Source organism: Microbispora sp. H10885, assembly GCF_014161415.1.
GTDB classification, from domain to species: Bacteria; Actinomycetota; Actinomycetes; order Streptosporangiales; family Streptosporangiaceae; genus Microbispora; species Microbispora triticiradicis.
The window spans coordinates 20208-45797 of record NZ_JABBWY010000015.1; the positions used below are offsets into that span (position 1 = coordinate 20208).

Genomic DNA, 25590 nt, shown 5'->3' on the forward strand with positions numbered 1-25590 from the left:
TCCGGGACGGCGTGTAGCAGCCAGGCGATCGATCAGTGGTCTCGTGGGGGCATGCCGGAAGGCGTCACCAAGCAGGCCGGCATCGTCCAGACGCTCTGGAACGGGAGCTGGATCGCGGCTCTCGCCACCGGCGTGGTCGTCTGGGGCCTGATCCTGTGGGCGTGCGTGTTCCACCGCAAGAAGAAGAACAGCCCCGACGAGCTGCCTCCGCAGGTGCGTTACAACCTGCCGATCGAGATCCTCTACACGGTGGTCCCGGTCATCATGGTGGCGGTCTTCTTCTACTTCACGGCCCGTGACGAGACCGAGATCACGCGGATCACCAAGGCCGCCCCGGTCAAGGTGGCCGTCGAGGGCTACCAGTGGAGCTGGCGCTTCACGACCGACTACCAGGGCCAGAAGGCCGTGGTCGCGGGCGTGCCGGTGGACCTGAGCAAGCAGAGCGTCGAGAACCCCCAGGGTCCGCAGCTCGTGCTGCCGGTCAACACCCAGGTGCAGTTCGACCTGCACTCGCCCGACGTCATCCACTCGTTCTGGGTGCCGGCGTTCCTGTTCAAGCAGGACGTCTTCCCCGGCAACGTGGAGAACCACTTCCAGATCACGACGCTCGACAAGCCGGGCGTCTTCGTCGGCCGATGCGCCGAGCTCTGCGGCACCGACCACAGCAAGATGCTGTTCTCCGTGAAGCTCGTCCCCCAGGCCGAGTTCGACCAGTACATCAAGAGCCAGGCGGGGAGTGCGCAGTGACCGCCATCCAGGAACCGGCCGGCGTCGCCGCGCGGCCGAACACCAAGGGCACGGTCATCGCCAAGTGGCTGTCCTCGACCGACCACAAGGTGATCGGGCACCTCTACCTGATCACGTCGTTCGTGTTCTTCCTCATCGGCGGCGTCATGGCGCTGGTGATGCGGGCCGAGCTCGCCCAGCCCGGGCTGCAGTTCGTGTCGTCGGAGCAGTTCAACCAGCTCTTCACGATGCACGGCACGATCATGCTGCTGATGTTCGCGACGCCGCTGTTCGCGGGCTTCGCCAACGAGCTGATGCCGCTGCAGATCGGCGCCCCCGACGTGGCGTTCCCGCGGCTCAACATGGTGAGCTACTGGCTCTACCTCTTCGGCAGCACCATCGCCGTCCTCGGCTTCTTCACCCCGGGCGGGTCCGCCTCCTTCGGCTGGACGGCGTACGCGCCGCTGTCGAATGCGGTGACCTCGCCGGGCCTCGGCAGCGACCTGTGGGTGATGGGCCTGGCGATGTCCGGCCTCGGCACGATCCTCGGCGCGGTGAACTTCATCACCACGATCCTCACCATGCGGGCCCCCGGCATGACGATGTTCCGGATGCCGATCTTCACCTGGAACATCCTGCTGACCAGCATCCTGGTGCTGCTGGCCTTCCCGGTGCTGGCGGCGGCGCTGCTCGCCCTGGAGGCCGACCGCAAGCTAGGCGCGCACATCTTCGACTCGCCCACCGGCGGGGCGATGCTGTGGCAGCACCTGTTCTGGTTCTTCGGCCACCCCGAGGTCTACATCATCGCGCTGCCGTTCTTCGGCATCATCACGGAGATCCTTCCGGTCTTCAGCCGTAAGCCGATCTTCGGGTACATCGGCCTGGTCGGCGCGACCATCGCCATCGCGGGCCTGTCGGTCACGGTGTGGGCGCACCACATGTTCGTCACCGGCCAGGTGCTGCTGCCGTTCTTCTCGTTCATGACGTTCCTCATCGCCGTGCCGACCGGGGTGAAGTTCTTCAACTGGATCGGCACGATGTGGCGGGGACACCTGTCGTTCGAGTCGCCGATGCTGTTCGCCGTCGGCTTCCTGGTGACCTTCCTGTTCGGTGGCCTGACCGGCGTCATCCTGGCCTCGCCGCCGCTCGACTTCCACATCAGCGACACCTACTTCGTCGTCGCCCACTTCCACTACGTGGTCTTCGGCACCGTGGTGTTCGCGATGTTCGCGGGCTTCTACTTCTGGTGGCCCAAGTTCACCGGCAAGATGCTCAACGACAAGCTCGGCAAGGTCCACTTCTGGATGCTGTTCTTCGGCTTCCACCTGACCTTCCTGGTGCAGCACTGGCTGGGCGTCATCGGCTTCCCGCGGCGGTACGCCGACTACTCGCCGGTCGACGGCTTCACCGACCTGAACATGATCTCCTCGGCCGGCGCGCTCCTGCTGGGCGCGTCCACGCTGCCGTTCTTCTACAACGTGTGGCGGACCTGGCGTTTCGCGCCCAAGGTCACCGTGGACGACCCCTGGGGCTTCGGCGGCTCGCTCGAATGGGCGACCTCCTGCCCGCCGCCGCGGCACAACTTCCTGTCGCTGCCGCGGATCAGGTCCGAGCGCCCGGCGTTCGACCTCAAGTACCCGCACATCACGGCCAAGCCCGAGCTCGTGGAGGAGTCCCGATGAAGATCCAGGGCTGGATGTTCCTGCTCTGCGGCGTCTTCTTCGCCGCGGCCGACGTGGTCTACTGGTTCTGGTCCAAGGAGCCGACCGGTACGACCGCCATGGCGATCTCCGTCGGCCTGGCCCTGATGATCGGCTACTACCTGCTGTTCACGGCGCGGCGCATCGGCGACCAGCCCGAGGACAACAAGGAGGCCGAGATCAGCGACGGCGCGGGCGAGGTCGGCTTCTACAGCCCGCACAGCTGGTGGCCGCTGTTCGTCTGCCTGTCGGCCGCGCTCACGTTCTTCGGCTTCGCCGTCGGAATGTGGCTCTTCTTCGTCGGCGTGTTCTGCACGCTCATGAGCATGATCGGGTTCGTCTTCCAGTACTACCGGGGCAACTTCTCGCACTGAGCCCCTGACCCGGCGGCGGCCGGTCGGCGATCTCGCCGGCCGGCCGTTCGCGTTCCTCCACGGCAACGGTTTTCGCCGGCCTTCGGTGCCGTCGTTCTTTGCCGACCTTCGGTACGGTGTCTGCCCGCTCGGGACGCGGCCCGGGAATAACTCCCGGAAAGCGACCTGAGGGAGACGGACGTGCGTGCTCGTGCGGGGGCGCTGGCCCTTCTCGTGGTGGTGGCCGGGTGTTCCCTCTCCGAGAGAGGGGGCGAGGAGCGCCGGTCAGGAACGCCGATCAGCGTCACCCCGCTGGACGGCTCCGGCGAGCTGCCGCCGGAACTGCCCATCCTCGTCGGGGCGGCCGGCGGCACCCTCACCCACGTGGCCGTACAGGCCGCTGGGCGGCCCGTGGAGGGCGTGTTCAGCGCCGACAGGTCCCAGTGGCGCAGCGCCCGTCCCATGACCCCTGGTACGTCCTACAGCGTCGAGGCGACGGCCACCGGACCGGACGGCCCGGGGAGCAGGACCGTGCGCTTCTCCACCAAGCCGGCGGCCAAGACGTTCGCCGTCACCACCCTGGTGCCGAACAAGGAGGACACCGGCCTCACGGTCGGCGTCGGAATGCCGATCATCCTGACCTTCGACAAGCCCGTCACCGACCGCGTGTCGGTGGAGCGCAACCTCTTCGTGCAGGCGTCCAAGCCCGTCGACGGCGCGTGGCACTGGCTGGACGCCAAGAACGTCGTCTTCCGCCCCCGGCACTACTGGCCGCCGTACACGAAGGTCCGGGTGACCGCCCGCCTCGCCGGGATCAGGGGCGGCGACGGCATGTACGGCAAGCAGGACTACACCCGCGACTTCAAGATCGGCCGGTCGCAGATCAGCGTGGCCGACACGCAGACACACCATATGAAGATCGAGCTGGACGGCAGGCAGATCAAGGACATGCCGATCAGCGCGGGCAGCGGCGACGTCTTCCGCCACCACACCACCAGCGGCATCCACGTGGCGATGTCCAGGGAGGACGTCACGGTCATGACCTCCCCGGACGCCGGTCCCGGCCAGGCCGGCTACTACGAGACGACCGTGTACAACAGCGTCCGGATCTCCAACACCGGCGAGTACGTCCACGGCGCTCCCTGGTCCGTCGGCGACCAGGGCAACTCCAACGTCAGCCACGGCTGCGTGAACGTCAGCCCGGAGAACGCCAAGTGGTTCAAGAACAACACCCTGGTCGGCGACCCCATCGTCGTGACCGGGACTCCGCGCAGGCTGGACGCGGACAACGGGTGGAGCTACTGGCAGGACGACTGGCCGGCGTGGCTCAAGCGCAGCCGCCTTCGCGCCGCCCTCTCCGACCCGCTCTGAGCGAAGCGGGAAACCCCGAACGAGCCGACGGGCGAAGCGGGAAACACCGAGCGAGCCGGAGGGGCGCGCCGCCGGTCTGGACTGAGGAGTGCGCGGGAGCGAAGCGACCAAGCGCGACGAGGGCTGCGTTCCCGGCGCGCCTCCGGCACGAGGCGGCGGATGTGAGCGCCCTGATGAGCGAAGCGGGGAACACCGAGCGAGCCGGAGGGGCGCGCCGCCGGTCTGGACTGAGGAGTGCGCGGGAGCGAAGCGACCAAGCGCGACGAGGGAAGACGGCGGATGTGAGCGCCCCGATGAGCGAAGCGGGAAACACAGCGGCCCGGCGGGGGAGTGGTTCCCCCTGCCGGGCCGCTGTGTGCCGGTCAGTTTGCACCGGTCAGGTTGTGCGTCAGTGGAGTTCCTTGCGCTCGCCGGCGCCGACGGCGGCGGGCTCCTCCTCGTGGTGGCCGTCGTGGTGGCCGTCGGTCAGCGGGACGTGGTCGGTGCCGTACGCCTCGCTCATCCTGGTCCGGAGCCGGCCGATCGCGCTGCGGGCGCCCTTGGGCGGGATGCCGTCGCCGTCCGCCGAGCCCGTCAGGACCGGGATCTCCTTCTTGCCGCGGAGGTGCTCGGCGATGTCCTCCGCCGGCGGCGTGTGGACCTCGATGTACTGGCCATTCGGCATCCGCTTGATGACCCCGGACTCGACGCCGTGCGACAGCACCTCGGCGTCCTTGCGCTGGAGGCCGATGCAGGTCCGGTAGGTGATCCAGTACGCGATCGCCGGGCCGATGAAGACGGCGAACCGTCCGAACCAGGTGGTCGTGTAGAGGTCGATGTGGAAGTTCGCCGAGATCTCGTCGTTGGCGCCGAGCAGCCACAGGATTCCGTAGAACGTGATGGCCGAGATGCCGATCGAGGTGCGGTGCGGGTTGTTGCGCGGCCGGTCGCACACGTGGTGCTCGCGCCGGTCGCCCGTGACCCACTGTTCCAGGAACGGATACAGCGCCAGGCCCGTCATGATGATGCCCATCGGCACCAGGGCCGGGATCAGCACGCTGAACGTCACGGTGTGGTCGAGGAAGTTGATCTCCCACGCCGGCATGAGACGGAGCGCGCCCTCCAGGAAGCCCATGTACCAGTCGGGCTGGGAGCCGGCCGAGATGTTCGCCGGGTTGTACGGCCCGAACAGCCAGATCGGGTTGATCTGGGCGAACGTGCCGAGGAGGGCGATGACCCCGAACGTGAACAGGAAGAACGCGCCCGACTTGGCCATGAAGGCCGGGTAGAACGGCGCGCCCACCACGTTCTTCTCGGTCCGCGCCTTGCCCGGCATCTGCGTGTGCTTCTGCACCCACATCAGGATCATGTGGGCCGAGATCAGCGCGAGCAGGATGCCCGGGATCAGCAGGATGTGGATCGTGTAGAACCGCGGGATGACGTCGTGGCCCGGATACTCCCCGCCGAACAGGAAGAACGAGATGTAGGTGCCGACGATCGGGATCGACTGCGCGACGCCCTGGGTGATCCGCAGACCCGCGCCGGAGAGCAGGTCGTCGGGGAGGGAGTAGCCGGTGAGGCCCTCCAGCAGCGCCAGCGTGAGCAGGCCGACGCCGATGAGCCAGTTGAGCTCACGCGGCTTGCGGTAGGCGCCGGTGAAGAAGATGCGCAGCGCGTGCGCCGTCATGCCGGCGACGAACAGCAGCGCCGCCCAGTGGTGCATCTGCCGGACCAGCAGGCCGCCGCGGATGTCGAAGCTGATGTGCAGGGACGAGGCGTACGCCTCCGACATGCGGACGTCGTACAGCGGGGCGTAGTTCCCCAGGTAGTTGACCTCGCCCATGCTCGGCTTGAACCAGAACGTCAGGAACGTGCCGGTCAGCAGCAGGATGACGAACGAGTAGAGCGCGATCTCCCCCAGAAGGAACGACCAGTGGTCGGGGAAGACCTTGCGCAGGTTGCGCTTGAGGAAGTTCCCCGCGCCCAGCCGGTCGTCGAGGAACGTCGACGGGCCCGTGATGGCCTTCGGAGGAGCGTTCATCACGCCTTCTCTCTTACTTCAGCTTCGGCGTCGCCGCGCTCCCAGAAGCTGGGGCCGACGGGGACCTTGAAGTCGGACTTCGCGACGAGGTACCCCTCCTCGTCGATGCCGAGGGGCAGCTGCGGCAGCGGCCGGGCCGCGGGACCGAAGATGACCTTCGCACCGTCGGCCGCGTCGAAGGTCGACTGGTGGCACGGGCAGAGGATGTGGTGCGTCGTCTGCTCGTACAGCGCGGCGGGGCAGCCCACGTGGGTGCAGATCTTGGAGTACGCGACGATGCCGTCGACGGTCCAGTTCTTGTTCGTGCCGGACTTGATCTCCTCCGGGCGGAACTTGAGCAGGATCAGCGTCGCCTTGGCCAGCGCGTTCAGGTCCTCCTCGTAGCCCTCGGGGACCACGGAGAGGATGCCGCCCGGCGAGTTGAAGTCGGCGGCGCGGATCGGCTGGCCGGTGCCCTCGACGACGAGCCGGCGCGGCTTGCCGTTCTTCATGGCCTCTCCCCAGACGGTGTGCCGCAGCGAGGTCCCCGGCAGCGGGCCGAGGTCCTTCAGCAGCACCAGCGGGGCGAGGCCGAGCGGGGCCGCGGCCAGCAGCAGCGTGCGGCGCAGCAGCCTGTGCTTGACGAAGCCGCTCTCGTCCGCGCCCTGGAGGAAGGTCTCCTTGACGTACTCGCGCGTGTCCGAGTCGGAGGCCATCAGGTGGCGCTCCTGGACCAGGTTGTACTTCGGCATGATCTGCCGCACCCACACCGTGACGCCCGCGCCCAGCGAGAGCAGGGCCAGCGCCAGGGTGCCGCCGAGCGCGTAGTTCGACGTGGCCGTCTTGTCGATCGTGCCGACCTGGAAGATCACGTACGCGGCGATGAAGGCCGCGCCGGCCAGGAAGGTGATCAGGAAGAGGAACGCGACCATGCGCTCCGCCTTGCGGACCTTGACCGGGTCCTGCGGGATCACGCCTTCGACGCCCGCGGGCTCGTGGATCGGGTCGTGCTCCTCGATGGGCGCGTCGGCGGGCGGCGTGCCGATGACGCGCGTCGGCACCCGGCCGCTCTCGGGATACTCGTTCTGCTCTGTCATGCCTGCGCCCGTCGCTTCTTCGCGGTGATCCAGATGGAGGCCAGGATCAGGAGGCTGAGACCCACGACCCACGCCACGAGGCCCTCGGTGACGGGGCCGATGCGGCCCAGGCCCGACCCGCCCGGGTCGACCTGCGACCTGACGTGGGTGATGTAGGCGATCATGTCACGCTTCTGCTCCGGCGTGATCGTGGAGTCGTTGAACACCGGCATCGCCTGCGGGCCGGTGACCATCGCCTCGTAGATCTGCGTCGGCGTCGCCGGGTTCAGCGGCGGCGCGTACTTGCCGTAGGTGAGCGCGCCGCCCGCGCCGACGAAGTTGTGGCACTGGATGCAGTTGGCCCGGAACAGCTCACCGCCCTTGGCGGGGTCGCCCAGCGCGGGGTTCACCTGCTCCTCGGTCGGCCGCGTCGGGCCGCCGCCCAGGGACTGGACGTACGCCGAGAGCTGGTCGATCGCCTGGTCGGTGGCCCAGTCGGGCCTGGGCTTGCGCGGGGCCTGGGGGCCCGCGTCGGCGGCCGGCATGCGGCCGCTGCTCACCTGGAAGTCCACGGCGGCCGCGCCGACGCCGATGAGCGTCGGGGCCTTGTTGGTGCCCTCGGCGTTCAGGCCGTGACAGCTCGCGCAGTGCGCGACGAAGAGGCTCTTGCCCTCCGCCGCGTCGTCGGCCTTGCCGGACGCGATCGCGGCGTCGGCGGTGCTGCCGTTCGGCGCGGCGAGCGCGTACCCGCCGCCGAGCAGGCCCAGCGCGAGTGCCACGACGGCGACTCGCGCGAGGGGATGGCGCCGTCGGGCGGTGATGGAGTTCACCGAAATCCCCGTTCCGATCATTTGATGATGTAGATGGTCGCGAAAAGGCCGATCCAGACCACGTCGACGAAGTGCCAGTAGTAGGACACGACGATCGCGCTGGTCTGCTGCTCATACGTCAAGCGCTTCGCGGCGTACGTGCGTCCCAGGATGAACAGGAACGCGATCAGACCACCCGTCACGTGCAGACCGTGGAAGCCCGTGGTCAGGAAGAACACCGAGTCGTACGGGGAGTGCGAGAGGACGTGACCCTCACGCGCCAGGTTCCCGTACTCGTAAAGCTGACCGCCCACGAAGAAGGCGCCCATCAAGAAGCTTACGACATACCAGAAACGCAGCTTCTTGACCTGGCCTCTTTCCACAGCCCACACGCCCAGCTGGCACGTGACACTCGACAGGACCAGAACGGTCGTGTTGAAGGTCGCGAACGGGACTTCGAGGTGCGCCTCGGGCCAGTGCGTGCCCTGTCCGAGGCTGACCGACCGGATGGTGAAGTACATCGCGAACAGCGCCGCGAAGAACATGAGCTCAGAGGACAACCACACGATGGTGCCGACCTGGACCAGGTTCGGCCGGTTGGACCCGTGCGGTCTCGTCGTCGTAGTAATTGCGGATGCTGTCGCCACGCCCAGCATTATTGCGGCTCCCCAGGTCGGGTCGCCCCACGACCCCCCGCTAGGGTCCGTCCGCGCCATCGGAACGGGCATGTCATGGCAGGAGCCCCGGGGCTGCGAGCCTGGCAGCCGCGCCGGTAGCATCACGATGACCATACCCCGCGATTCGACAGTGAGCGTGTAATGAGGGTTCTCGTCTACAGCGACGACGCAGGCACCCGGGAGAAGGTGCGGCTGGCCATCGGGCGGCGCCCGGCCGCTGACGTGCCCCTCGTCGAGATCGTCGAGTGCGCGACCCAGCCGGCCGTGCTCAGGCACCTCGACTCCGGCGAGATCGACGTGGCCGTGCTCGACGGCGAGGCGGTGCCGGCCGGCGGCATGGGAGTCAGCCGCCAGGCCAAGGACGAGGTGCACGACTGCCCGCCGATCCTGCTGCTCATCGCCCGCAGGGACGACCGCTGGCTGGCCAACTGGTCCCGCGCCGACGCGGTGGTCGCGCACCCGCTCGACCCCGTCGTGCTCGCGGAGGCCGTCGCCGACCTCATGCGGCGCCGCCTGAGCGTCACCCGGGCGCACTGAGTCCTGCCCGGAGTTCCACCCCGCACCTTCTCCGACCTGACACCGACATATCGCGGAGCCCACGATGGACACGCGCACCACTTGGCCCTCGACGCTGCACGCCCTGCTCGCGGGTGAGAACCTGACAGCCGACGAGACGGCCTGGGTCATGGGGGAGATCATGTCGGGGGCGGCGACCCCGGCGCAGATCGCCGCCTTCGCCGTCGCGCTCCGGGCGAAGGGCGAGACGGTCGCCGAGGTGACCGGCCTCGTCCGCACCATGTTCGAGCTGGCCACCCCGCTCACGGTCGAGGGGCCGGTGCTCGACATCGTCGGCACCGGCGGCGACCGGGCCCACACGGTGAACGTCTCGACGATGGCGGCGATCGTCGCAGCCGCCGCCGGGGCGAGGGTCGTCAAGCACGGCAACCGCGCCGCCTCCTCGCTGTGCGGGGCGGCCGACGTGCTGGAACGCCTGGGCGTCGCGCTCGACCTCGCGCCGGAGACCACCGCCAGGGTGGCGGTGGAGGCGGGCATCGCCTTCTGCTTCGCGCCCCTCTACCACTCCGCGCTGCGCTTCACCGGCCCGCCGCGCAAGGAGATCGGCGTGCCGACGGTCTTCAACTTCGTCGGGCCGCTGGCGAACCCGGCGCGCCCCGCCGCCCAGGCGATCGGCGTCTTCGACGCCCGGATGCTGCCGGTCATGGCCGGGGTGTTCGCCGAGCGTGGTGTGTCGGCGCTCGTGTTCCGGGGCGACGACGGTCTCGACGAACTGTCGACGGCCGCGCCGTCGACGGTCTTCGTCGTCCGGGAGGGCACCGCGACCCAGACCGTCTTCGACCCGGCCGACCTCGGCATCCCCCGCTCCGAGCCGGGCGACCTGCGCGGCGGCGACGTGGATTTCAACGCGGCGGCGGTGCACGACCTGCTGCGCGGCAAGACCGGGCCCGTACGGGACGCCGTGCTGCTCAACGCGGCGGCCGGCCTGGTCGCCTACGACGGCCCCGGCGACGACCTCGTCGCCGATCTGCGCGCGGCGTACGCCCGGGCGGGGGAGGCGGTCGACTCGGGCAGGGCGGCGCAGACCCTGGAGCGGTGGGTGGAGCTGAGCAGCGCGCTCCGCTCCTCCGGCGCCTGACCCGGCCGACCCGGCTTCCGGGCCGCCGGCCGCCCGACCTGCCGCGCGGTTCCGGCCGCCGTCCCGGGGTGATCGACTGATCGCTTCCATGCCGGGGGCTGACCGGTTCCTGTCGCCTCCGCCGCTGGAGGGACCACGCGTCCGCCTGTATGGGGACGTGCCGGGTTCCGCCTGAGCCGTACCGTTCGGGCATGATGCGCCTGTTCGTTGCCCGAGCCCTCCGCCGCTGGGCCACCCTCACCCACGGCAGAATGGCCTCTCTCGTGCCCGTACGCTCCGCCGGTCTCCGGCCCGGCGGCGCAGGTCACGTCCCCGGGACGGCCGGGAGACGGGGGCGGGAGACGAGCGCGGAGAGCGCGGCCCCCGCCACGGGGGAGGACCACCCCCGCCCGGATGACGCCGCGGCCTGGGAGCGGCTGCGCATCGCCTCGGAACTGCACGACCTGGTCGCGCACGACCTGAGCGTGATGACCCTCGGGGTGGGCGCCGGCCGGGTGATCATGGACAAGGACCCGGAACGGGCGCGGCAGACGTTCCGCGACGCCGAGGAGTCCGGCCGCCGGGTCCTCTCCGATCTGCGGCGGATGATCGGCCTGCTCCGCATGGACGGGCTGTCACGAGGGCCCCAGCCGGGGCTGGGCGAGCTGCCGGGCCTGCTGGACGACTTCCGGGCGAGCGGGCTCGCCGTCTCCCTCACGGAGAACGGCACGCGAGGCGGCGGGCCGACGCTGGAGCTGTCGGCGTACCGCATCGTGGAGGAGGCGCTGGGCAACGCCCTGTGGTACGGCACGGCCCGCACGGCGACGGTCACGCTGCGGTGGCTGCCCGCCATCCTGGAGGTCGTCGTCCACGACGACGGGCTGCCCCGCGACAGCCTCGTCGGCACCTGGGAGCGGGCGGCGCTGTTCGGCGGCTCGGTGGCCGAGCACCCGCTGCCGGGCGGCTTCGAGGTCCGCGTCCGCCTCCTGCGCCCCGCCTGAGGCGCGTGGGCGGCCCGGGCGGGTCGGCCGGCCGGATCAGTCGGCGTCGCTGAGGCCGATCGAGAAGGCGGCCTCCAGGTCGTGGCGGGAGTAGGTGCGGAAGGCGATGTGGGTCTCGGTGTGCCGCACGCCGGTCACCTTGTTGATGCGGCCCGGCACGACCTCGGCCACCTCGTCGTACCTGGCGACCCTGACCATCGCCAGCAGGTCGAACTCGCCGGTGATCGAATACACCTCGCTGACGCCCTCGACCTCGGCGATGGCCTCGGCGACCTCGGGAATCCGGTCGACATCCGCCTTGATGTGGACGATCGCGGTGACCATTCGGGCCTCTCCTGCTGTGTCGGGGCTTCGCTGTCGCACCCGACACTAGTGCCCTCGTCGGCGCCCTCTATTTCCGGCCGGTGCTCCGATGTCGCCCTGGCCGCGGCGTGCGCCGGACGCGGCATCATGAAGAGCGTGGACTCCTCTCTCGACACCCTGCCGAAGATCGGTGCGCCGGCGACGCGGGCCCTGGGCAACGCCGGTTACACGGCCCTGCGTGACCTTGCAGGGGTGCCGCGTGCCGAGCTGGCCAAGCTGCACGGCATGGGGCCGAAAGCGCTCGACATCATCCAGAGTGCGCTCGAGCAGCACGACCTGAGCCTGGGCTAGTCGTCGCTGGAGCAGCAGCACCCCGTCCCCGGCGTCAGGCCGGAGCCTCCCGCGGCCACAACCGGACCAGGAACCGCTCCCGCGGATCCGCCTCGTCGTCCGCCCATGTGTCCACCCGTACGTTCCAGGACCTCCCCGGCCCGCCGAGGCGCAGGAAACCGTCCTGGACATCCGTGTACAGCTCCATCGCGCAGATCTCTCCTGTTGGGACCCGCAAGACGCAGGAGGTGGCCGTCCACACCTCGCGCAGGCACTCCGGTTCTTCGTCCCACACCTCAAGCGAGAGGCTCACGAGGTCGTCCTCCGCCGAGAGCGTGAGCCACCCGCTTTCGGGCGACTCACACGGGCCGGGGGAGAGCGACACGTCCACGACGAAGAACGTGCCGTCGTAGACGCTCACCTCGCAGTCGCTACGGGCGACCAGGGGCACAGGGATCACCTTTCGTCGTGATCGATCTGAGGTGGGGGTCAGGCCGGTGCGAATCCGAAGATGATGTGGCCCTCCTCGTCGGGTAACCGGCCGAGCAGGGTCGTGCGGCCGGCCACTGTGCCCGGCTCCGGGCCGGCGATGTCCAGGGTGGCCGCCGCCCACCATTTCGTCTTCGCGTCCCAGGCGGTCATGAGCAAGGATTTCTCGTCGTACCAGCCGACATTGCCGTACGGCCGATCAGCGTAGAGGCGGTTCGCGGGGTACGCCCCGAGGAGTTCTCCCTGCCGCGAGCCCCAGACACACACCTGGTCGTCATCGCGGCCTCGGGGACAGTGGGTCACCATTCGTTCTTCCGATGGCGAGAATGCTCCCATTCCGTACTGCCCGAGCAGTCCGACTCGTTCGAACGCCCGTTCCTTCCGGCCCTTGACGCTGAAGAACCGGACGTCGAGCGGATCTTCCTGCCCGAAGTTACCGGCTACGCTGCCGTCTGGTCCCCACTGGTAGGGAGCGGTGGCGCCCAGAGCGAGAACCGTGGGCTTCATGGCGGGCAGGCTGACCATCACGGCGTCCGCCCCGCGCGGATAGTTGTACTTACCTCTCGCGTCGACCGGAGCCTCCGTGAAGAGCAATGTCGTGCTCGTCCTGTTCCATTGCAAATTTGTGGCGAATACGGTGCCCGGTACGTCGATGACCTTCTTCTTTGCGCCTGCTCGATCCATGACGACCACGTCGGCGCCGGGCACCGTGCGCATGTCGACGCCCGCGATCCACCTGCCGTCGGGGGAGACCGCGACATCCAGGTAGTCGCTCCCGAAGCCCAAGGGAGTCGCGAAGCACCGGCGATCGGGCTGCCACAGATATGTCCTCGGATTCGGGCGGTCCCCTTTCGGAGGTTCGAACCCGATCACCGTCGTCGGCCCCGTGAGGTCGTGGAGCAGACTGATGCGGGACTCGGGGAACCGGGTGGCTCTGCCCGGCCGTCCGGTCCGCGAGACCTCGGATCCTCCCCGTTCATCGGCCGGACACGCGCCGGTGGTCGAGAGGCGAGCCGTCATCGCCGGGAGGAAGGTGACGGCCAGGACGACGACGAGAGCGGCGGTGACGACGGCCGCACGTCGCGTGAAGCGCGGGCGGGATCGACGGAATCCCGGTTCCGCCCTCGACGGCGGGACCTCGGCACCCTTCGGCGGCGTCTCCACGGAACTCCGGTACGCGCGGTTCCGCCCCAGAACGAGTGCGCCGCCGTCGTCCCGGGTGCTGAGGTGCGGCTGCGGCAGGCCGCGGCTGCGCATCTCTCGCCGGACGGTCGCGAAGACGGAACGCACGTCGAGGTACGGCCCCGCTCCGGGAATCCCGTTCTCCAGAGCCGAGATCAGGGCCCCGCTGAACGCCGTGTGGCGGTCCCCGGGATTCGCCCGGGCCCTGGCGTAGTCGGAGGTCGCCGTGAGCACGCAGGCACCTTCGATGGGAGCCTGATGCGCGAGTTCCCGGTCCTCCTCCGAACCGTCGAGATAGGCGTTCGAGTGCGCGCGGCCGGAGTAGCAGCAGTCCAGGATGACGATCTTGCGCCGCGAGCCGGCGCTGCGCACCGCACGGCGGACCTCCTCGTACGGGAGCGCAGTGAAGTGTTCCCGTCTTTTCGTTCCCGGTAGGGCGAGCAGCAGACTGTCGTTGTCGTCCTCGTCCAGAAAGCCGTGTCCGACGTAGTAGACGACCAGGGTGTCGGTGGCCTGGCCCGCCACCTCGTGGATCTGGCTGAGTACGGCGTTGCGGCTCAATCCGCGCTTTCCATCCAGGACCGCGACATTGCGGTCTGGGATTCCCCAAATCATCTCATCGCAGAAAATGGTCCTCAGTCGCCGTAAATTGGTGGGTGCGGCGGGAATCCGCGCGAAGTCCACGAATGAGGAGAATCCAATGAGAATCAGACGGGACTGGGCGGGATCAGGTATCGCCACCTCGGGGCCCCTCGAGCGCGCGTACGACCCGTTCCAGCTCTTCCCTCGAACTGCCCTGCAGCTCGATGCGCACTCCCTCTCTCTCGACGGAGACCGTCCACTTCGTCGACCGGCCGTCCCTCCAGGCGGCGATCGAGACGAGTAACGCGCCGAGCGCACCGGCGCCGTCGACGACCGCCAGGATCGCGTCGAGACCGGGGCCGAGCTCGTCAGCCGCCGGAGGATCGCCTTCGCAGGCCGACAGCTTCGCCAGCCGGCTCAGGTCGGGGTCATGCCTGAGGGCCCGGTACAGGGCCCTGGTCTCCGCGCCGGTGTCGGCTTCGACCCGAATGAGGACATTCGCCATAGCCGGGGACCCCCCTTTCATCTCACACCCCGCTCACACGGCCTCTCCATGCGTGGCTGTCGCCCGACGAGTAAAACAGAAGAAATGACCCCGCGTCTGCTCTCCGGAAATCCCCGTCGTCGAGATTGATGCATCACCAGATATCGCGGTGAACCAGGAATTGATCGCTTTTCGAACCGATTGGTGAGCGCTCGGCCGCATCGCGTGCCGGTCGGCGCCGACGGCGGGACCGGTGTACGCGGGCGGGGCGGGGGTCACCGGAGCGGGCGGCCTTCGCGGCGATCGCCGCGCAGGTGCAGGTAGGCGCGCTCGATGCGGCCGACCAGCCGCCCCGCGCCGTACGCCGGGAGGCTCCAGATGCCGTCGACCTGGACCAGGCGCACCCCGGGGGAGTCGAGCCACCTCAGCACGCACTCGGTCTCCTCGGCGCTGGCGGCGGGGGTCGGGCCGGGGCCCGGCGTCACCGTCTCGGCCGTGGCGACCAGCGCGTCCACGTACGGCGTGGGGTGGGCGCCCCGCGGCATGACGCCGGCGGCGGCGAGCCTGCCGTACCGGATGACGTGGATGTCCCAACCTCCGCCGAAGGCGGGGCTGGCCGCGACCATCTGGGAGATGCCGGTGAGCGAGCGCAGGCGCTGCATGCGCGCCGCGGCCCGGACGTAGGCGGCGAGCCGGTCGCGGTCGACGGCCGCCTCCTCGTACCGCTGCTCGGCCGCCAGACGCCGCATGCGCGCCTCCATCGCGGAGAAGACGACCTCGGCGTCCTGCTCCATGGCGTGCCTGGCGCGGCCGGCGTGCCGGGAGTAGGTCTCCTCGCTCTCCCGTCCCTCGCAGGGCGCGCCGCAGCGGCCGATCTCCGCGAGCGCGCAGGCCGGCCGCCGCACCCGGGCCGACAGCCGTTCGGTGCACTGGCGCAGCGGCAGCGCCTCGTGCATGGCCGTGCGCGCGTCGTCGGCCGTGCGGCTGCTGCCGAACGGCCCGAGGTAGGCCGCCCCGTCGTCGCGCACCTCCCGGACGACGCTGAGCCGCGGGAACGGCTCGTTCGTCAGCTTCAGCCAGACCACCCGCTCCGGGAAGCGGGACCTCCTGTTGTAGCGGGGCTTGGTCGCCCCGATCATCCGCAGTTCCCGGATCTCCGCCTCCAGCGCGGTCGCGCAGACGATGGTCCTGACCCGCTCGGCGATGCCGACCATCTCGCGGATGCGCGACCGCGTCTCGCTCGCGGTGAAGTAGCTGCGCACCCGGTTGCGCAGGTTGGAGCTCTTGCCGATGTACAGCGCCTCGCCCCTGGCGTCCTCGAAGACGTACACGCCCGGCGCGCCGGGCACGCCGTCGGCGAGGTGCCGCTTGCGCTGCTGCTCCTGCGTGGGGGCGCGCACGAAGCCGCGCAGCTCCTCCAGTGTGTGCACGCCGAGCGAGCCGACCCGGGCGATGAGGCCGTGCAGCACGTCGACCGTGGCCTTGGCGTCGGCCAGCGCCCGGTGGCAGGGCTCGGTGGAACTGCGGAAGACGCGCGCGAGGGTGGCGAGCTTGCAGTTGGGGGTCTCGTCGCGGGTGAGCACCCGGCGCGCGAGGTCGGCCGTGTCCACGACGGGGTTGGCCGGGGGCGGGTAGCCGCCCGCCTGGCAGGCCGCCTTCAGGAACGACATGTCGAACGGCGCGTTGTGCGCCACCAGCGCCGCCCCCGCGATGAACTCCAGGAAGCTTGGCAGCACCTCGGGAAACTTCGGCGCGGCCATGACCATCGCGTCGGTGATGCCGGTGAGCACGGAGATGAACGGCGGGATCGGGCCGCCGGGGTCGACCAGCGTGGCGAACTCGCCGATCACCTCGCCGCCGCGGACCTTCACCGCCCCGATCTCCGTGATGGCGTGCTCCGCGGCCGATCCGCCGGTGGTCTCCAGGTCGAAGACGACGAACGTCACCTCCCGCAGGGGAGTGCCGAGCTCGTCCAGCGTGCCCTGTACCGCGTCCACGCAAAGACCATAAAGATTCCGACCGACATTTGCCCTCCCGGGCGGTGCGGGAGCGGGCCTCGGGGCGGTCCGGCCGTCCGGTCCACCTGGCCGGACCGCCCGGGAGGGAACTGGCCGGACCGCCCCGGGAGGGGGCTAGCCGAAGGTCACGACGAGGCGGCCGTCGGAGGCGAAGGACCAGCGCGGGGCGCCCCGGTAGGAGGAGCAGCGGGACCCGTTCGAGCCGGACCAGAACTGGTTCGAGCTGTCGGAGTTGCCGACGATCTTGTCGTTCGATCCGCTGCCGCTGCGGCACGAGGTGTTGTTGCGGAACACCGAGGTGCCCGCGTCGAAGGAGTAGTTGCGTTCGGCGTTGTCGACGCCGACGTTGTCCGAGATCGTCATCGTGCCGGGGTTGCGGTTGTAGGTGAACCCGTGGTGGCCGTTGTGATAGGCGATGTTGCGGCGGATGACGTGGTTGACCCCGATGTCCTCGCCGCCGAGCTTGTAGCCGTTGCGGTCGCCGTTGCCGGCCTGGCTGCCGTCGGTGAGGGTGCCGTTGTTGTAGGCCAGCGAGTCCTCGATGGTGACCGGCCCGATGGCTCCGGTGTCCGTCTTGGTGTAGAGGTCCCAGCCGTCGTCGATGTTGTTGTGGGAGACGTCGTAGCGGAAGACGTTGCCGTTGCCGACGGTGAGCTTCGCGGCGAAGCCGTCGGCGTCCTCGCCGTCGGAGTCGGCGTTGTCGTGCGACTCCGAGCTCACGACGAGGTTGTTGGACGGCCACTGGGCGCGGGGGGTGTCGGAGGCGATCCGGCCGAGCTGCAGCCCGGTGTCCCGGTTGAACCGCGTCACCGTGCGCTCGATGATGTTGTTGCTGCCGCCGACGTAGATCCCGTTGTCACCGGCGCGCTGGACGACGATCCCGTAGACGTGCCAGTACGACCCGTTCAGGGCGAGTCCCCGGTTCGACGAGGACTGGCTCTGCGCCGAGAAGTTCAGCACCGGGGTCTCGCCGGGGTAGGCGGACAGCTTCTTGCGGGCGCTCGACGTGCCGTTGTTCCCCGCCGCGATGGTGACCGTCTGCGAGAGGTTGTACGTCCCGCCGCGCAGGTAGATCGTCCCGCCGGCGGCGACGCGGGTGATCGCCGAAGCGAGCGTCGTCGGGTCCGAGATCGTCCCGGACGCGCCGGCGGAGCCGCTCGGCGACACGTACAGCGCGGAGCCGGACGGCCCCGTGGGCGTGGACGTGGGCGTGGACGTCGGAGTCGACGTGGGGGTCGAGGTGGGTGTCGACGTCGGGGTCGACGACGGCGTCCATGTGGGGGTGGCCTGGGGGGTGCGCGTGGGGGTCGCGCTCGGGCTGACCTTGATGGTGGTGCAGGTGACGCCGTTCAGCGTGAACGAGGTCGGGTTGGGGTTGGCGCCGGACCAGGTGCCGTTGAAGCCGATCAGCACCGAGTCGCCGGTGGCGATGGCGGCGTTGTAGTCCACGTTCGTGGCGGTGACGTTCTGCCCGCTCTGGTTGTAGGTGGCCGACCAGCCGACGTCGACCTTCTGGCCGGGGTCGAGGAAGGCGAACCCGAGGGTCCAGCCGTTGATCGCGCTGCCCGAGTTCTGGATCGTGATGCTCGCGCTGAACCCGTGCCACCACTCGCCGGCGGTGTAGGTCACGGCGCAACCGGTCGCGGCCTGGGCGGGCGCCGTGGCGACCAGCGCCGCCGCGGCGAAGGTGACCGCCGCCGCCCCGGCGGCCAGGCGAGCCACACGGGCCCGGGGGATGGTGGGGCGCATCGAATCTCCTCAGTGACGTGTGACGCCGTGCCGAGGCCCGGGAGGTGCCCGCCCCGACCGGCGACGGCCGGTCGGCCCCCCGCCGCCGCGGAGCCGCGTTCGAAGTGCCCGTACCGTAAGTTTCACCGGGGAGTTAGTCAACGCGTCAAACTTATTCCGCGCAGTGTGCTGTGGGAACGCCTGAAACGAGCGGCCCGTTCTTTCATTTCCCGCCCGCCCGGGGCCGAAGGCGGGCGGGCGCGCGTCAGGCTCCGGGCCCGGGGGAGGCGGCGGGGGACGCCCGCCACTCCCGCGCCAGCATCCCGTAGATCAGTTCGTCGCTCCACGCGCCGGCGAAGAACTCGTTCTCGACCAGACGGGCCTCCAGGCGCATGCCGAGCCGTTCCATCAACCGGGCGGACGAGGTGTTGCGCGCGTCGCAGTTGCCGTGGATCCGGTGCAGCCCGAGGCCCTCGAACCCGATGCGGAGAATCTCCCGGGCCGCCTCCGTCGCGAGGCCCCGGCCCTGGCAGGCCGGGTTGAAGACGAAGCCGATCTCGCCCTGGCGGTGCTCCCGGCTGCGCAGGAACAACGTGAGGTCCCCGATCACCGGCCCTCCGCCGCCCAGCGCGGCGGCCACGCTGAGCGCGTCGCCGTCCGCGCCGAGACCCGCGCAGGCGATCTTCCGGTCGAGCGCCGCCTTCGTCTCCTCCCGCGTACGGGCGTCCCAGTAGAGGTAACGCGTGACCTCGGGAAGCGAGTGGAAGGCGTGCAGGTCGTCGAGGTCCGCCTCCGTGAAGGGACGCAGGACCAGCCGGGGGGTGATGATCGGGTAGGGCGGGGTGAACACGCCGACGAGCGTACGGACCGGACCGCGGCACGCGCCAGCGGACCGCCGCCCGGCCCGGTGACAGATCATGAACAGGACATGGACACGGTGCGACGGCCGTACCCTTGAAGAAGGACAAGAACAGAGGACTGTCTCGCAGATCTTGCCGCGTGAGGGGCGCCGGACCGGCGCGCCGCGAGGCCTCGCCTCGTGGAGCCCGGTCCCGGATTCTCACACCGGGGGCGACAGCACCGCGAGGCGCCGCCGGGCGATCCCGGCCGGCGACAGGTCTGCAGGACACGGCCGAGGAGCGACGAGATGAGTTCAGCCGGAGAAGGCCTGTCTCGTCCGTTGCCGGAGCAGGTCCGCTTACACGTGGTGGAGGTCGCGGCGCAGGTGCTGGGCACGATGCCCGCCGCGTCCGTGCCGCCGCCGCTGCGCGGCATCGCCAGGTTCGACCCGCGCAAGCGCGCCCGCCTGGGCAGCGCGCCGATCGCGGCCCAGCTGGAGAACGACAAGGAGTTCCGCGAGCAGGTCGCCGAGGCGCTGGAGGCGGCCTGGCCCGAGCTGGTGGCGAGTCTCGCCGAGGGGACGGTGCCGCCGGCGGCCGAGCCGGTGCTGGTCGCGGCGGCGGCCTATCTGACCCGGCCGCCCGGCTGGCCGGACCTGGTCGAGCAGGCGCGGGCCGACCTGGAGCAGTCGGCCGCGGCGGGCACGCAGCGGGAGCAGGCGGAGACGCGGCTGCGCGAGCAGCTCGCGGCGCAGCGCGCGTCCGCCAAGGAGGAGATCGACCGGGTTCGCGAGCAGCTCAAGGCGGCCCGCGCGGAGAACTCCGACCTGAGACGCAAGCTGCACGACGCGCGTGAGCGGGTCAAGGCGGCCGAGGCCAGGGCGGCCGAGCTGGAGGCCGAGACGGCCGAGGCGCGAGCCAGGTCGGCGAGCGCCAACGGCGCGGCGGAGACCGAGCTGCGCAGGCTCAGGGAGCGCCTGGCGGACACCGAGCGCCAGCTTGAGGCCAACCGCCGCGCCGCCCGCGAGGGCCGCAGCATGGAGGACGCCCGCGTACGGGTGCTGCTGGACGCCCTGCAGGACGCCGCCGCGGGGCTGCGCAAGGAGCTCGGCCTGCCGACCACCATCAACAGACCGGCCGACTACGTGAGCGCGATCGTGCCGGGCGAGCCCGGCGTGACGGCGGTGCCCGCGCGGGCGCTGGCGAACGACGACCCCCAGCTCCTCGACCAGCTCCTCGCCCTCCCCAACCTGCACCTGATCGTCGACGGCTACAACGTGACCAAGACCGGCTATCCGTCGCTGACCCTCGCCGACCAGCGCGCCCGCCTGCTCACCGGGCTGGGCGGCCTCGCCGTGCAGGCGCGCGTGGAGGTGACGTGCGTCTTCGACGGCGCCGAGCTGAACGGGCCCGTGCAGGTCTCCGCGCCGCGCGGGGTGCGGGTGATGTTCAGCGCGCCCGGCGAGATCGCCGACGACCTGATCCGCACGCTCGTGCGCGCCGAGCCGCCGGGGCGCGGCATCGCGGTCGTCTCCTCCGACCGCGAGGTGGCCGAGTCCGTGCGCCGCATGGGCGCCCGGCCGGTGCCCTCGCTCCTGCTGCTGCGGCGTCTCGGCCGCGGCTGATCCCGTCCGGCACGCTCCGTACGAGAGCCGATCCGGTGAGTGATGACTGCCGCGAATAGCTGCGAATAGGTTGAAGCGTCAAGATCGCCTAGATAGAGTCGCGCCGCAGGTTTCGTTGATCCCGAGGGGGCCCGAGTGCAAGGGCGTGTGCCGGTGGCCGCCGTTTTGGCCGCCGTGGTCCTGCTGACGCCGCTGACGGGCGCGCAGGCCGATCCAAAGCCCACCCTTGCCCAGGCCAAGGCGAAGCTGAACCGGCTGAACGCGCAGGCGGACAAACTCGTGGACCGCTACAACGCGGCCAGTGAGAAGTGGAAGTCGGCCAGGAAGAAGTACCTGGCGCTGAACGACGACTACAAGAAGCAGAACGCGCGGGTCGAGGCGCTGCGCTCGGGGCTGGTGACGATGGCGGTCAGCAGCTACCAGGTGGGCGGCATCGGGACGTGGGGCGTCTTCTACAACCCCGATCCCGACACCATGCTCAGCGGTCTCGCCACGTACAACCACATCTCCGCCGAGCGCATCGGGCGGCTCCAGCAGTACGAGGGCGCGATCCAGGGCCTGAAGGACCGGCGGGACGAGACGAAGACCGTCTACGCCGAGGCCACCAAGGTCAGGGGCGAGCTCGCCGACGAGAAGAAGAAGGTCGACAAGCTCGTCAACGAGCAGATGAAGCTGCTCCGCTCGCTCGGCACCTACAACCCCGGCAACCCCAACAGCGCGGGCGTCGCCTACAAGGGCCCGGCGTCGGGTAACGCCCTGTCGGCGCTCCAGTTCGCCTACAAGCAGGTCGGCAAGCCGTACCGCTACGGGGGGAGCGGGCCGGACTCCTGGGACTGCTCCGGCCTCGTCCAGGCCTCCTGGGCGGCGGGAGGGGTCAGCCTGCCGCGTACGAGCTACGAGCAGTGGGCGTGGGGCGCGAGCCGCCGCGTGTCGCTCGACGCGCTCCAGGCGGGCGATCTGCTCTTCCACGCGGGCTTCGGCCACGTGGGCCTGTACGCGGGGGACGGCAAGGTCGTCCACGCCCCGCAGACCGGCGACGTTGTGAAGATTGTCACACTGGCGGACTACCACGCGATCGGCGCCGTCCGCCCCTGAGCCCGCGATGTGATCTTTGTTCCGGCTGTGAGCTAAGTGCCTTATTTGGACATTGCGATGGCTGATGTGAGCAGAGTCACACTTGGTCTTCTGTGACGTGGGTAAGCTGCGGTTTCTCGCGCGCGGCCTCGTTATCCGATCTTTATGCGCCGGGATGGCTTTGCCGGGAGCCGCCTGATCTGGGTAGCTTCTGGGCCGCGGTGAGCACGCCTCGCCGCGGCGAGCCCGGTCCGGCCGGCCGGGCCCGCGTCATCCACCGTCGCCGGCGCCGTCCGTCTACTTGCTCCCCCAGGGGATTTCCGGGCGCCGACGACCTGCCGAGTCCGTGCAGTCAGGAGGCACGGAGCCGGGGAACCATCGACCTTCCTCGCGAAGGTCCGGGGTGAATCGGCGCGTCCACGCGCCGTAGGGCGACTTCCCCGCCCGAACCCGTCAGCTAACCCGGTAGGCGTACGCGGAAGATCCAAGGAGAGATCCTGTCTACCACCCCCGCTAGCCTGTCCCGCCTTGCCCGAATTGCCCTTGGGGGTGCCGCTTTGACGGCATCCGTGGGAGTCGCCGGTGCGCAGCCGGCGTCGGCAGACCCGGTGACGGTCACGGTCATCAAGGTGACCACGGAGACGAACACGAGGGCCGCCACCACCGCGGCGGCCAAGAAGGCCACGAAGAAGTCCACGAAGAAGGCGGCCGTCAAGCGGAAGAAGCTCAGCCGGGCCGCGCTCCAGCTGGCCAAGGCGCAGCGAGCGGTCAGGACCGCGAGGAAGCACATCGGCGACCCCTACCGCTACGGGGCCAGCGGTCCCGGCTCGTTCGACTGCTCGGGCCTGGTCACCTACGCCTGGCGCAAGGCCGGCGTACGGCTGCCGCGCACAACGTGGTCCATCCGCAGCGCCGTACGGAAGAAGGTGTCCTGGGGCCATTTCAAGCCCGGCGACCTCATCTTCACCAGCGGCGGCGGCCACGTCGGCATGTATGTCGGGCACGGCAGGATGATCCACGCCCCGCACAGCGGCACGCGGGTCAGGATCGACAGGCTCGACTCCTACCGCAGGGCGACCTTCGTGGGCGCCGTACGCCCCGGCGCCTGATCCGTCCCCCTGGTGCCGAGCCCGTCGTCGCCGGCACCGCTCCACGGCTCCGTCCCCCTCACAGGTGGGCGGAGCCGTGGCGTTCCCTCGTTACGATGCTCCCCATGGCCTCGGTCCCCCCGGCGCCGCGCCCGCCCATCCCGTACGGCAGGCCCTCGCGAGCGCCGAGGGCCTGGTGAGGACGCGCGGCGGACGGTCGGCGTCCGTGGCCGTCGTGCTGGCCGCGCTGCTGGCCGGTACGGCCGCCGCCGCGCCGCCCGACCCCCTGTCGCCCCTTCTGGCCCAGGCCCGCGCCGCCGTGCGGGAGCAGCCCGGCATGTGGACGGGCGCCTCCGTCGCCCGCGGCGAGCACGCCGTCGTCGTCGGCGCGCCGCGAAGGCTGGTCGCCGAGGTCGCCCGGCTGGCCGGCCGGGCCGACCGCACGGTCACGAGGGTGTGGGGAGAGCACGGCGGCGCGGTGATCCTCGTGCCCCGCACGGAGGAGCAGGCGGCGGTCCTGGCCGCCCCCGCGGTGGTCGGCGGTCTGGCGGCCGTCGCGACCGGTGACCGGGTGATCGTGCAGCCCGCCGCGTTCGCCCGCCTGTCCGCGATCGGCCGCCAGGTCGTCGTGACCCACGAGCTCACGCACGTCGCGGCCTCCGGGCCCCGCGCGGTGCCGATGTGGCTCCTGGAGGGCTTCGCCGACTATGTGGGCTACCTCGACAGCGGCCTGCCCGTTCATGTGGTCGCGGCCGAACTCGCCGCGGAGCTGGCCGCGGACCCGCGGGCCGGCGGCGGAGCCGGAGCGGAAGGCGCCCCACAGGCCGGTGCCGAGGCCGGTACTGCGCCCGGCACCGAGTCTGCCGGCACCGAGTCCGCCGGGACTGGGGCCGGCGCGGCGGCCGGGGCGCCCCTGGCCCGCCTGCCGGAACCCGCGGACTTCGCCGCCAGGCCCGCCCAGGCGTACGAGGAGGCCTGGCTGGCCTGCCGTTACATCGCCGCCCGCTTCGGCGAGCGGAGGCTGGTCGCCCTCTACCGCGCCGCGCTGCGCGAGGACGCCGACGCCGCGCTGCGGAACGTCCTCGGGCTGACCACCGCCGAGCTGACCCGCCTCTGGCGGTCCTCCGTACGGGCCGAGCTGGCCCGGTCCTGATCACGGCCCTGATTCCGGTCCTGGTTCCGGGGCGGGCGAGCGGCGGGAGGGGCCTGCGAGAATGCGATCTCGGGCGGGCCGCGTGGCCGTGGACCGCCCGCCGCGCCGATACCGGGGGTGAGGATGGCGAACAGGACGTTGATCGTCACGAACGACTTCCCGCCCAGACCGGGAGGCATCCAGGCGTTCGTGCACGGCCTCGCCTCCCGAAGGCCGCCCGGCTCGGTCGTCGTGTACGCGCCGCGGTGGAAGGGGTGCGAGGAGTTCGACGCCCGCCAGCCGTACGAGGTGGTCCGTCATCCCTCGACCCTCATGCTGCCGACGCGCGCGGTGGCGGGCAGGGCGGCGGCGCTGGTCGAGGACGGCGCCACCGTCGTCTTCGGCGCCGCCGCGCCGCTCGGCCTGCTCGCTCCCGCCCTGCGTGCCGCCGGCGCGGCGCGGATCGTCATGCTGACGCACGGGCACGAGGCGTCCTGGGCGCGGCTGCCCGGCGCCCGCGGCGTGCTGCGCCGGATCGGGACGGGCGCCGACGTCGTGACCTACCTCGGCGAGTACACGCGCGGTCTGCTCGCCCCGGTGATCCCGGCGCCCCGGCTCGTACGGCTCGCTCCGGGCGTGGACACCGGCGCCTTCCGTCCCGGCGCGGGCGGAGAGCGCGTCCGGGCGGCGCTCGGCCTGGGAGACCGGCCGGTGGTCGTCTGCGTCTCCCGGCTGGTGCCCCGCAAGGGGCAGGACGTCCTGCTGCGGGCCTGGCCGCACGTCCTGCGGCGGGTGCCCGGAGCGGTGCTGCTGCTGGTCGGCGGGGGGCCCTCGCGGCGGTCGCTGGAGCGGGCGGTCGCCGGCGCCGGGCCGCGCGGGTCGGTGGTGATCACCGGGTCGGTTCCGTGGGCCGATCTCCCGGCCCACTACGACGCGGGAGACGTGTTCGCCATGCCGTGCCGCAGCAGGTTCGGAGGGCTCGACGCCGAAGGGCTCGGCATCGTCTACCTGGAGGCGTCGGCCACCGGGCTGCCGGTGGTCGCCGGTTCCTCGGGAGGCGCACCCGACGCCGTACTGCACGGCGAGACCGGCCTGGTGGTCGACGGAAGGTCGCACACGGCGGTGGCCGGCGCGCTGTGCGACCTGCTGGCCGACCCTGCCCGCGCCCGCGCGATGGGCGAGCGGGGCCGGGCCTGGATCGAGGAGGAGTGGGGCTGGGAACGCGTCGCGGCCCGGTTCGCCGCCCTGCTGTGACAGGCCCCTTGAGAGCCGGTGTGAGAGCCGCCGCGACGGCCGCCCGCGGCCGGTGAGGGTCGGCGGGGTCCGTGCTCGTGTCCGTGGTTCGTGCCGGTGGTTCGTGTTCGCGTTTGG

General features: G+C 70.6%; 24 protein-coding genes and 1 riboswitch. Of the genes, 13 read left to right on the plus strand and 11 right to left on the minus strand.

All coding sequences use genetic code 11. The features are described from left to right. Positions 1–51 precede the first annotated feature (51 nt). The 4 genes from coxB to HHX37_RS32125 all read left to right on the plus strand — a co-directional run bounded on the left by coxB (position 52) and on the right by HHX37_RS32125 (position 4150). Positions 52–747: a cytochrome c oxidase subunit II gene (gene coxB, locus HHX37_RS32110; RefSeq protein ID WP_259403199.1), complete on the plus strand. Its 696-nt coding sequence runs from the start codon at positions 52–54 to the stop codon at positions 745–747. Further along, positions 744–2408: a cytochrome c oxidase subunit I gene (gene ctaD, locus HHX37_RS32115; RefSeq protein WP_310740632.1), complete on the plus strand. Its 1665-nt coding sequence runs from the start codon at positions 744–746 to the stop codon at positions 2406–2408. The genes coxB and ctaD overlap by 4 nt, the downstream gene beginning before the upstream one ends. Further along, the gene (locus tag HHX37_RS32120; protein WP_182887823.1) at positions 2405–2800 is read left to right on the plus strand and encodes a cytochrome c oxidase subunit 4; all 396 of its coding nucleotides are present in this window, start codon (positions 2405–2407) and stop codon (positions 2798–2800) included. The genes ctaD and HHX37_RS32120 overlap by 4 nt, the downstream gene beginning before the upstream one ends. A 180-nt stretch (positions 2801–2980) precedes the next feature. Then, positions 2981–4150, plus strand: coding sequence for a L,D-transpeptidase (locus HHX37_RS32125; protein ID WP_182875789.1), 1170 nt, complete (start codon positions 2981–2983; stop codon positions 4148–4150). Positions 4151–4538: 388 nt separating this feature from the next. On the opposite strand, the gene HHX37_RS32130 is transcribed toward HHX37_RS32125, so the two are convergent. From HHX37_RS32130 to HHX37_RS32145, 4 genes are read right to left on the minus strand one after another with little or no spacing between them, the layout of a single operon-like run. Continuing rightward, positions 4539–6170, minus strand: a complete 1632-nt coding sequence (locus HHX37_RS32130) for a cytochrome b (protein WP_182887824.1) — start codon at positions 6168–6170, stop codon at positions 4539–4541. After that, positions 6170–7246 carry a ubiquinol-cytochrome c reductase iron-sulfur subunit gene (locus HHX37_RS32135; protein ID WP_117409184.1) on the minus strand — a complete coding sequence of 359 codons (1077 nt, stop codon included), beginning with the start codon at positions 7244–7246 and terminating at the stop codon, positions 6170–6172. The genes HHX37_RS32130 and HHX37_RS32135 overlap by 1 nt, the downstream gene beginning before the upstream one ends. Then, positions 7243–8055 carry a c-type cytochrome gene (locus tag HHX37_RS32140; RefSeq protein WP_117409185.1) on the minus strand — a complete coding sequence of 271 codons (813 nt, stop codon included), beginning with the start codon at positions 8053–8055 and terminating at the stop codon, positions 7243–7245. Before HHX37_RS32140 ends, HHX37_RS32135 begins: the two co-directional genes overlap by 4 nt. Before the next feature lie 17 nt (positions 8056–8072). Continuing rightward, complete coding sequence (locus HHX37_RS32145; RefSeq protein ID WP_117409186.1) at positions 8073–8690, minus strand: cytochrome c oxidase subunit 3; 618 nt, start codon at positions 8688–8690, stop codon at positions 8073–8075. Between the two features lie 162 nt (positions 8691–8852). On the opposite strand from HHX37_RS32145, the gene HHX37_RS32150 reads away from it, so the two are divergent. The 3 genes from HHX37_RS32150 to HHX37_RS32160 all read left to right on the plus strand — a co-directional run bounded on the left by HHX37_RS32150 (position 8853) and on the right by HHX37_RS32160 (position 11345). Beyond that, positions 8853–9248 (plus strand): response regulator transcription factor, encoded by a 396-nt coding sequence (locus HHX37_RS32150; RefSeq protein WP_117409187.1) that lies wholly within the window; start codon positions 8853–8855, stop codon positions 9246–9248. A 64-nt stretch (positions 9249–9312) separates the two neighbouring features. Beyond that, on the plus strand, positions 9313–10365 hold the full coding sequence (gene trpD, locus HHX37_RS32155) for an anthranilate phosphoribosyltransferase (RefSeq protein ID WP_182879141.1): 1053 nt from the start codon (positions 9313–9315) through the stop codon (positions 10363–10365). A gap of 191 nt (positions 10366–10556) precedes the next feature. Continuing rightward, on the plus strand, positions 10557–11345 hold the full coding sequence (locus HHX37_RS32160) for a sensor histidine kinase (RefSeq protein ID WP_182879140.1): 789 nt from the start codon (positions 10557–10559) through the stop codon (positions 11343–11345). A 36-nt stretch (positions 11346–11381) separates the two neighbouring features. On the opposite strand, the gene HHX37_RS32165 is transcribed toward HHX37_RS32160, so the two are convergent. Beyond that, positions 11382–11669 carry an Lrp/AsnC family transcriptional regulator gene (locus tag HHX37_RS32165; RefSeq protein ID WP_117409190.1) on the minus strand — a complete coding sequence of 96 codons (288 nt, stop codon included), beginning with the start codon at positions 11667–11669 and terminating at the stop codon, positions 11382–11384. 135 nt (positions 11670–11804) lie between these two features. On the opposite strand from HHX37_RS32165, the gene HHX37_RS32170 reads away from it, so the two are divergent. Continuing rightward, on the plus strand, positions 11805–11999 hold the full coding sequence (locus HHX37_RS32170) for a helix-hairpin-helix domain-containing protein (RefSeq protein WP_182875784.1): 195 nt from the start codon (positions 11805–11807) through the stop codon (positions 11997–11999). A 34-nt stretch (positions 12000–12033) separates the two neighbouring features. Here HHX37_RS32170 and HHX37_RS32175 read toward each other — a convergent pair whose 3' ends face one another. The 6 genes from HHX37_RS32175 to HHX37_RS32200 all read right to left on the minus strand — a co-directional run bounded on the left by HHX37_RS32175 (position 12034) and on the right by HHX37_RS32200 (position 19311). After that, positions 12034–12429 carry a hypothetical protein gene (locus HHX37_RS32175; RefSeq protein ID WP_182887825.1) on the minus strand — a complete coding sequence of 132 codons (396 nt, stop codon included), beginning with the start codon at positions 12427–12429 and terminating at the stop codon, positions 12034–12036. Positions 12430–12467: 38 nt separating this feature from the next. Beyond that, positions 12468–14333, minus strand: a complete 1866-nt coding sequence (locus HHX37_RS32180; protein ID WP_182887826.1) for a caspase family protein — start codon at positions 14331–14333, stop codon at positions 12468–12470. A 43-nt stretch (positions 14334–14376) separates the two neighbouring features. Beyond that, positions 14377–14736 (minus strand): effector-associated constant component EACC1, encoded by a 360-nt coding sequence (locus HHX37_RS32185; protein WP_182887827.1) that lies wholly within the window; start codon positions 14734–14736, stop codon positions 14377–14379. A gap of 254 nt (positions 14737–14990) precedes the next feature. Beyond that, positions 14991–16712, minus strand: a complete 1722-nt coding sequence (locus HHX37_RS32190; RefSeq protein WP_182887828.1) for a DEDD exonuclease domain-containing protein — start codon at positions 16710–16712, stop codon at positions 14991–14993. A gap of 135 nt (positions 16713–16847) precedes the next feature. Next, positions 16848–18482, minus strand: a complete 1635-nt coding sequence (locus tag HHX37_RS32195) for a cellulose binding domain-containing protein (protein WP_182887829.1) — start codon at positions 18480–18482, stop codon at positions 16848–16850. Positions 18483–18726: 244 nt separating this feature from the next. Then, positions 18727–19311 carry a GNAT family N-acetyltransferase gene (locus tag HHX37_RS32200; RefSeq protein WP_182887830.1) on the minus strand — a complete coding sequence of 195 codons (585 nt, stop codon included), beginning with the start codon at positions 19309–19311 and terminating at the stop codon, positions 18727–18729. A gap of 297 nt (positions 19312–19608) precedes the next feature. Here HHX37_RS32200 and HHX37_RS32205 point away from each other — a divergent pair, with 297 nt between their 5' ends. From HHX37_RS32205 to HHX37_RS32225, 5 genes are all read left to right on the plus strand, one after another. Further along, the gene (locus HHX37_RS32205; protein WP_182879132.1) at positions 19609–20925 is read left to right on the plus strand and encodes an NYN domain-containing protein; all 1317 of its coding nucleotides are present in this window, start codon (positions 19609–19611) and stop codon (positions 20923–20925) included. Between the two features lie 153 nt (positions 20926–21078). Next, positions 21079–22020 carry a C40 family peptidase gene (locus HHX37_RS32210; RefSeq protein WP_310740633.1) on the plus strand — a complete coding sequence of 314 codons (942 nt, stop codon included), beginning with the start codon at positions 21079–21081 and terminating at the stop codon, positions 22018–22020. Positions 22021–22325: 305 nt separating this feature from the next. After that, a riboswitch (cyclic di-AMP (ydaO/yuaA leader) is annotated at positions 22326–22486 on the plus strand. 70 nt (positions 22487–22556) lie between these two features. After that, positions 22557–23108 (plus strand): C40 family peptidase, encoded by a 552-nt coding sequence (locus tag HHX37_RS32215; RefSeq protein ID WP_220503323.1) that lies wholly within the window; start codon positions 22557–22559, stop codon positions 23106–23108. Positions 23109–23184: 76 nt separating this feature from the next. Continuing rightward, a complete protein-coding gene (locus HHX37_RS32220) occupies positions 23185–24240 on the plus strand; it encodes a hypothetical protein (protein WP_182887832.1) in 1056 nt (351 codons plus the stop codon). A 123-nt stretch (positions 24241–24363) separates the two neighbouring features. Further along, positions 24364–25473, plus strand: a complete 1110-nt coding sequence (locus tag HHX37_RS32225) for a glycosyltransferase family 4 protein (RefSeq protein ID WP_182879128.1) — start codon at positions 24364–24366, stop codon at positions 25471–25473. Positions 25474–25590: the final 117 nt, after the last annotated feature.

Excerpts from the sequence above, each read along its gene's own strand:
- coxB (WP_259403199.1), top strand. The coding sequence starts at position 52 with ATGCCGGAAGGCGTCACCAAGCAGGCCGGCATCGTCCAGACGCTCTGG.
- HHX37_RS32120 (WP_182887823.1), top strand. The coding sequence starts at position 2,405 with ATGAAGATCCAGGGCTGGATGTTCCTGCTCTGCGGCGTCTTCTTCGCC.
- HHX37_RS32130 (WP_182887824.1), bottom strand. The coding sequence starts at position 6,170 with ATGAACGCTCCTCCGAAGGCCATCACGGGCCCGTCGACGTTCCTCGAC.
- HHX37_RS32135 (WP_117409184.1), bottom strand. The coding sequence starts at position 7,246 with ATGACAGAGCAGAACGAGTATCCCGAGAGCGGCCGGGTGCCGACGCGC.
- HHX37_RS32145 (WP_117409186.1), bottom strand. The coding sequence starts at position 8,690 with ATGCTGGGCGTGGCGACAGCATCCGCAATTACTACGACGACGAGACCG.
- HHX37_RS32150 (WP_117409187.1), top strand. The coding sequence starts at position 8,853 with ATGAGGGTTCTCGTCTACAGCGACGACGCAGGCACCCGGGAGAAGGTG.
- trpD (WP_182879141.1), top strand. The coding sequence starts at position 9,313 with ATGGACACGCGCACCACTTGGCCCTCGACGCTGCACGCCCTGCTCGCG.
- HHX37_RS32160 (WP_182879140.1), top strand. The coding sequence starts at position 10,557 with ATGATGCGCCTGTTCGTTGCCCGAGCCCTCCGCCGCTGGGCCACCCTC.
- HHX37_RS32165 (WP_117409190.1), bottom strand. The coding sequence starts at position 11,669 with ATGGTCACCGCGATCGTCCACATCAAGGCGGATGTCGACCGGATTCCC.
- HHX37_RS32185 (WP_182887827.1), bottom strand. The coding sequence starts at position 14,736 with ATGGCGAATGTCCTCATTCGGGTCGAAGCCGACACCGGCGCGGAGACC.
- HHX37_RS32195 (WP_182887829.1), bottom strand. The coding sequence starts at position 18,482 with ATGCGCCCCACCATCCCCCGGGCCCGTGTGGCTCGCCTGGCCGCCGGG.
- HHX37_RS32205 (WP_182879132.1), top strand. The coding sequence starts at position 19,609 with ATGAGTTCAGCCGGAGAAGGCCTGTCTCGTCCGTTGCCGGAGCAGGTC.
- HHX37_RS32225 (WP_182879128.1), top strand. The coding sequence starts at position 24,364 with ATGGCGAACAGGACGTTGATCGTCACGAACGACTTCCCGCCCAGACCG.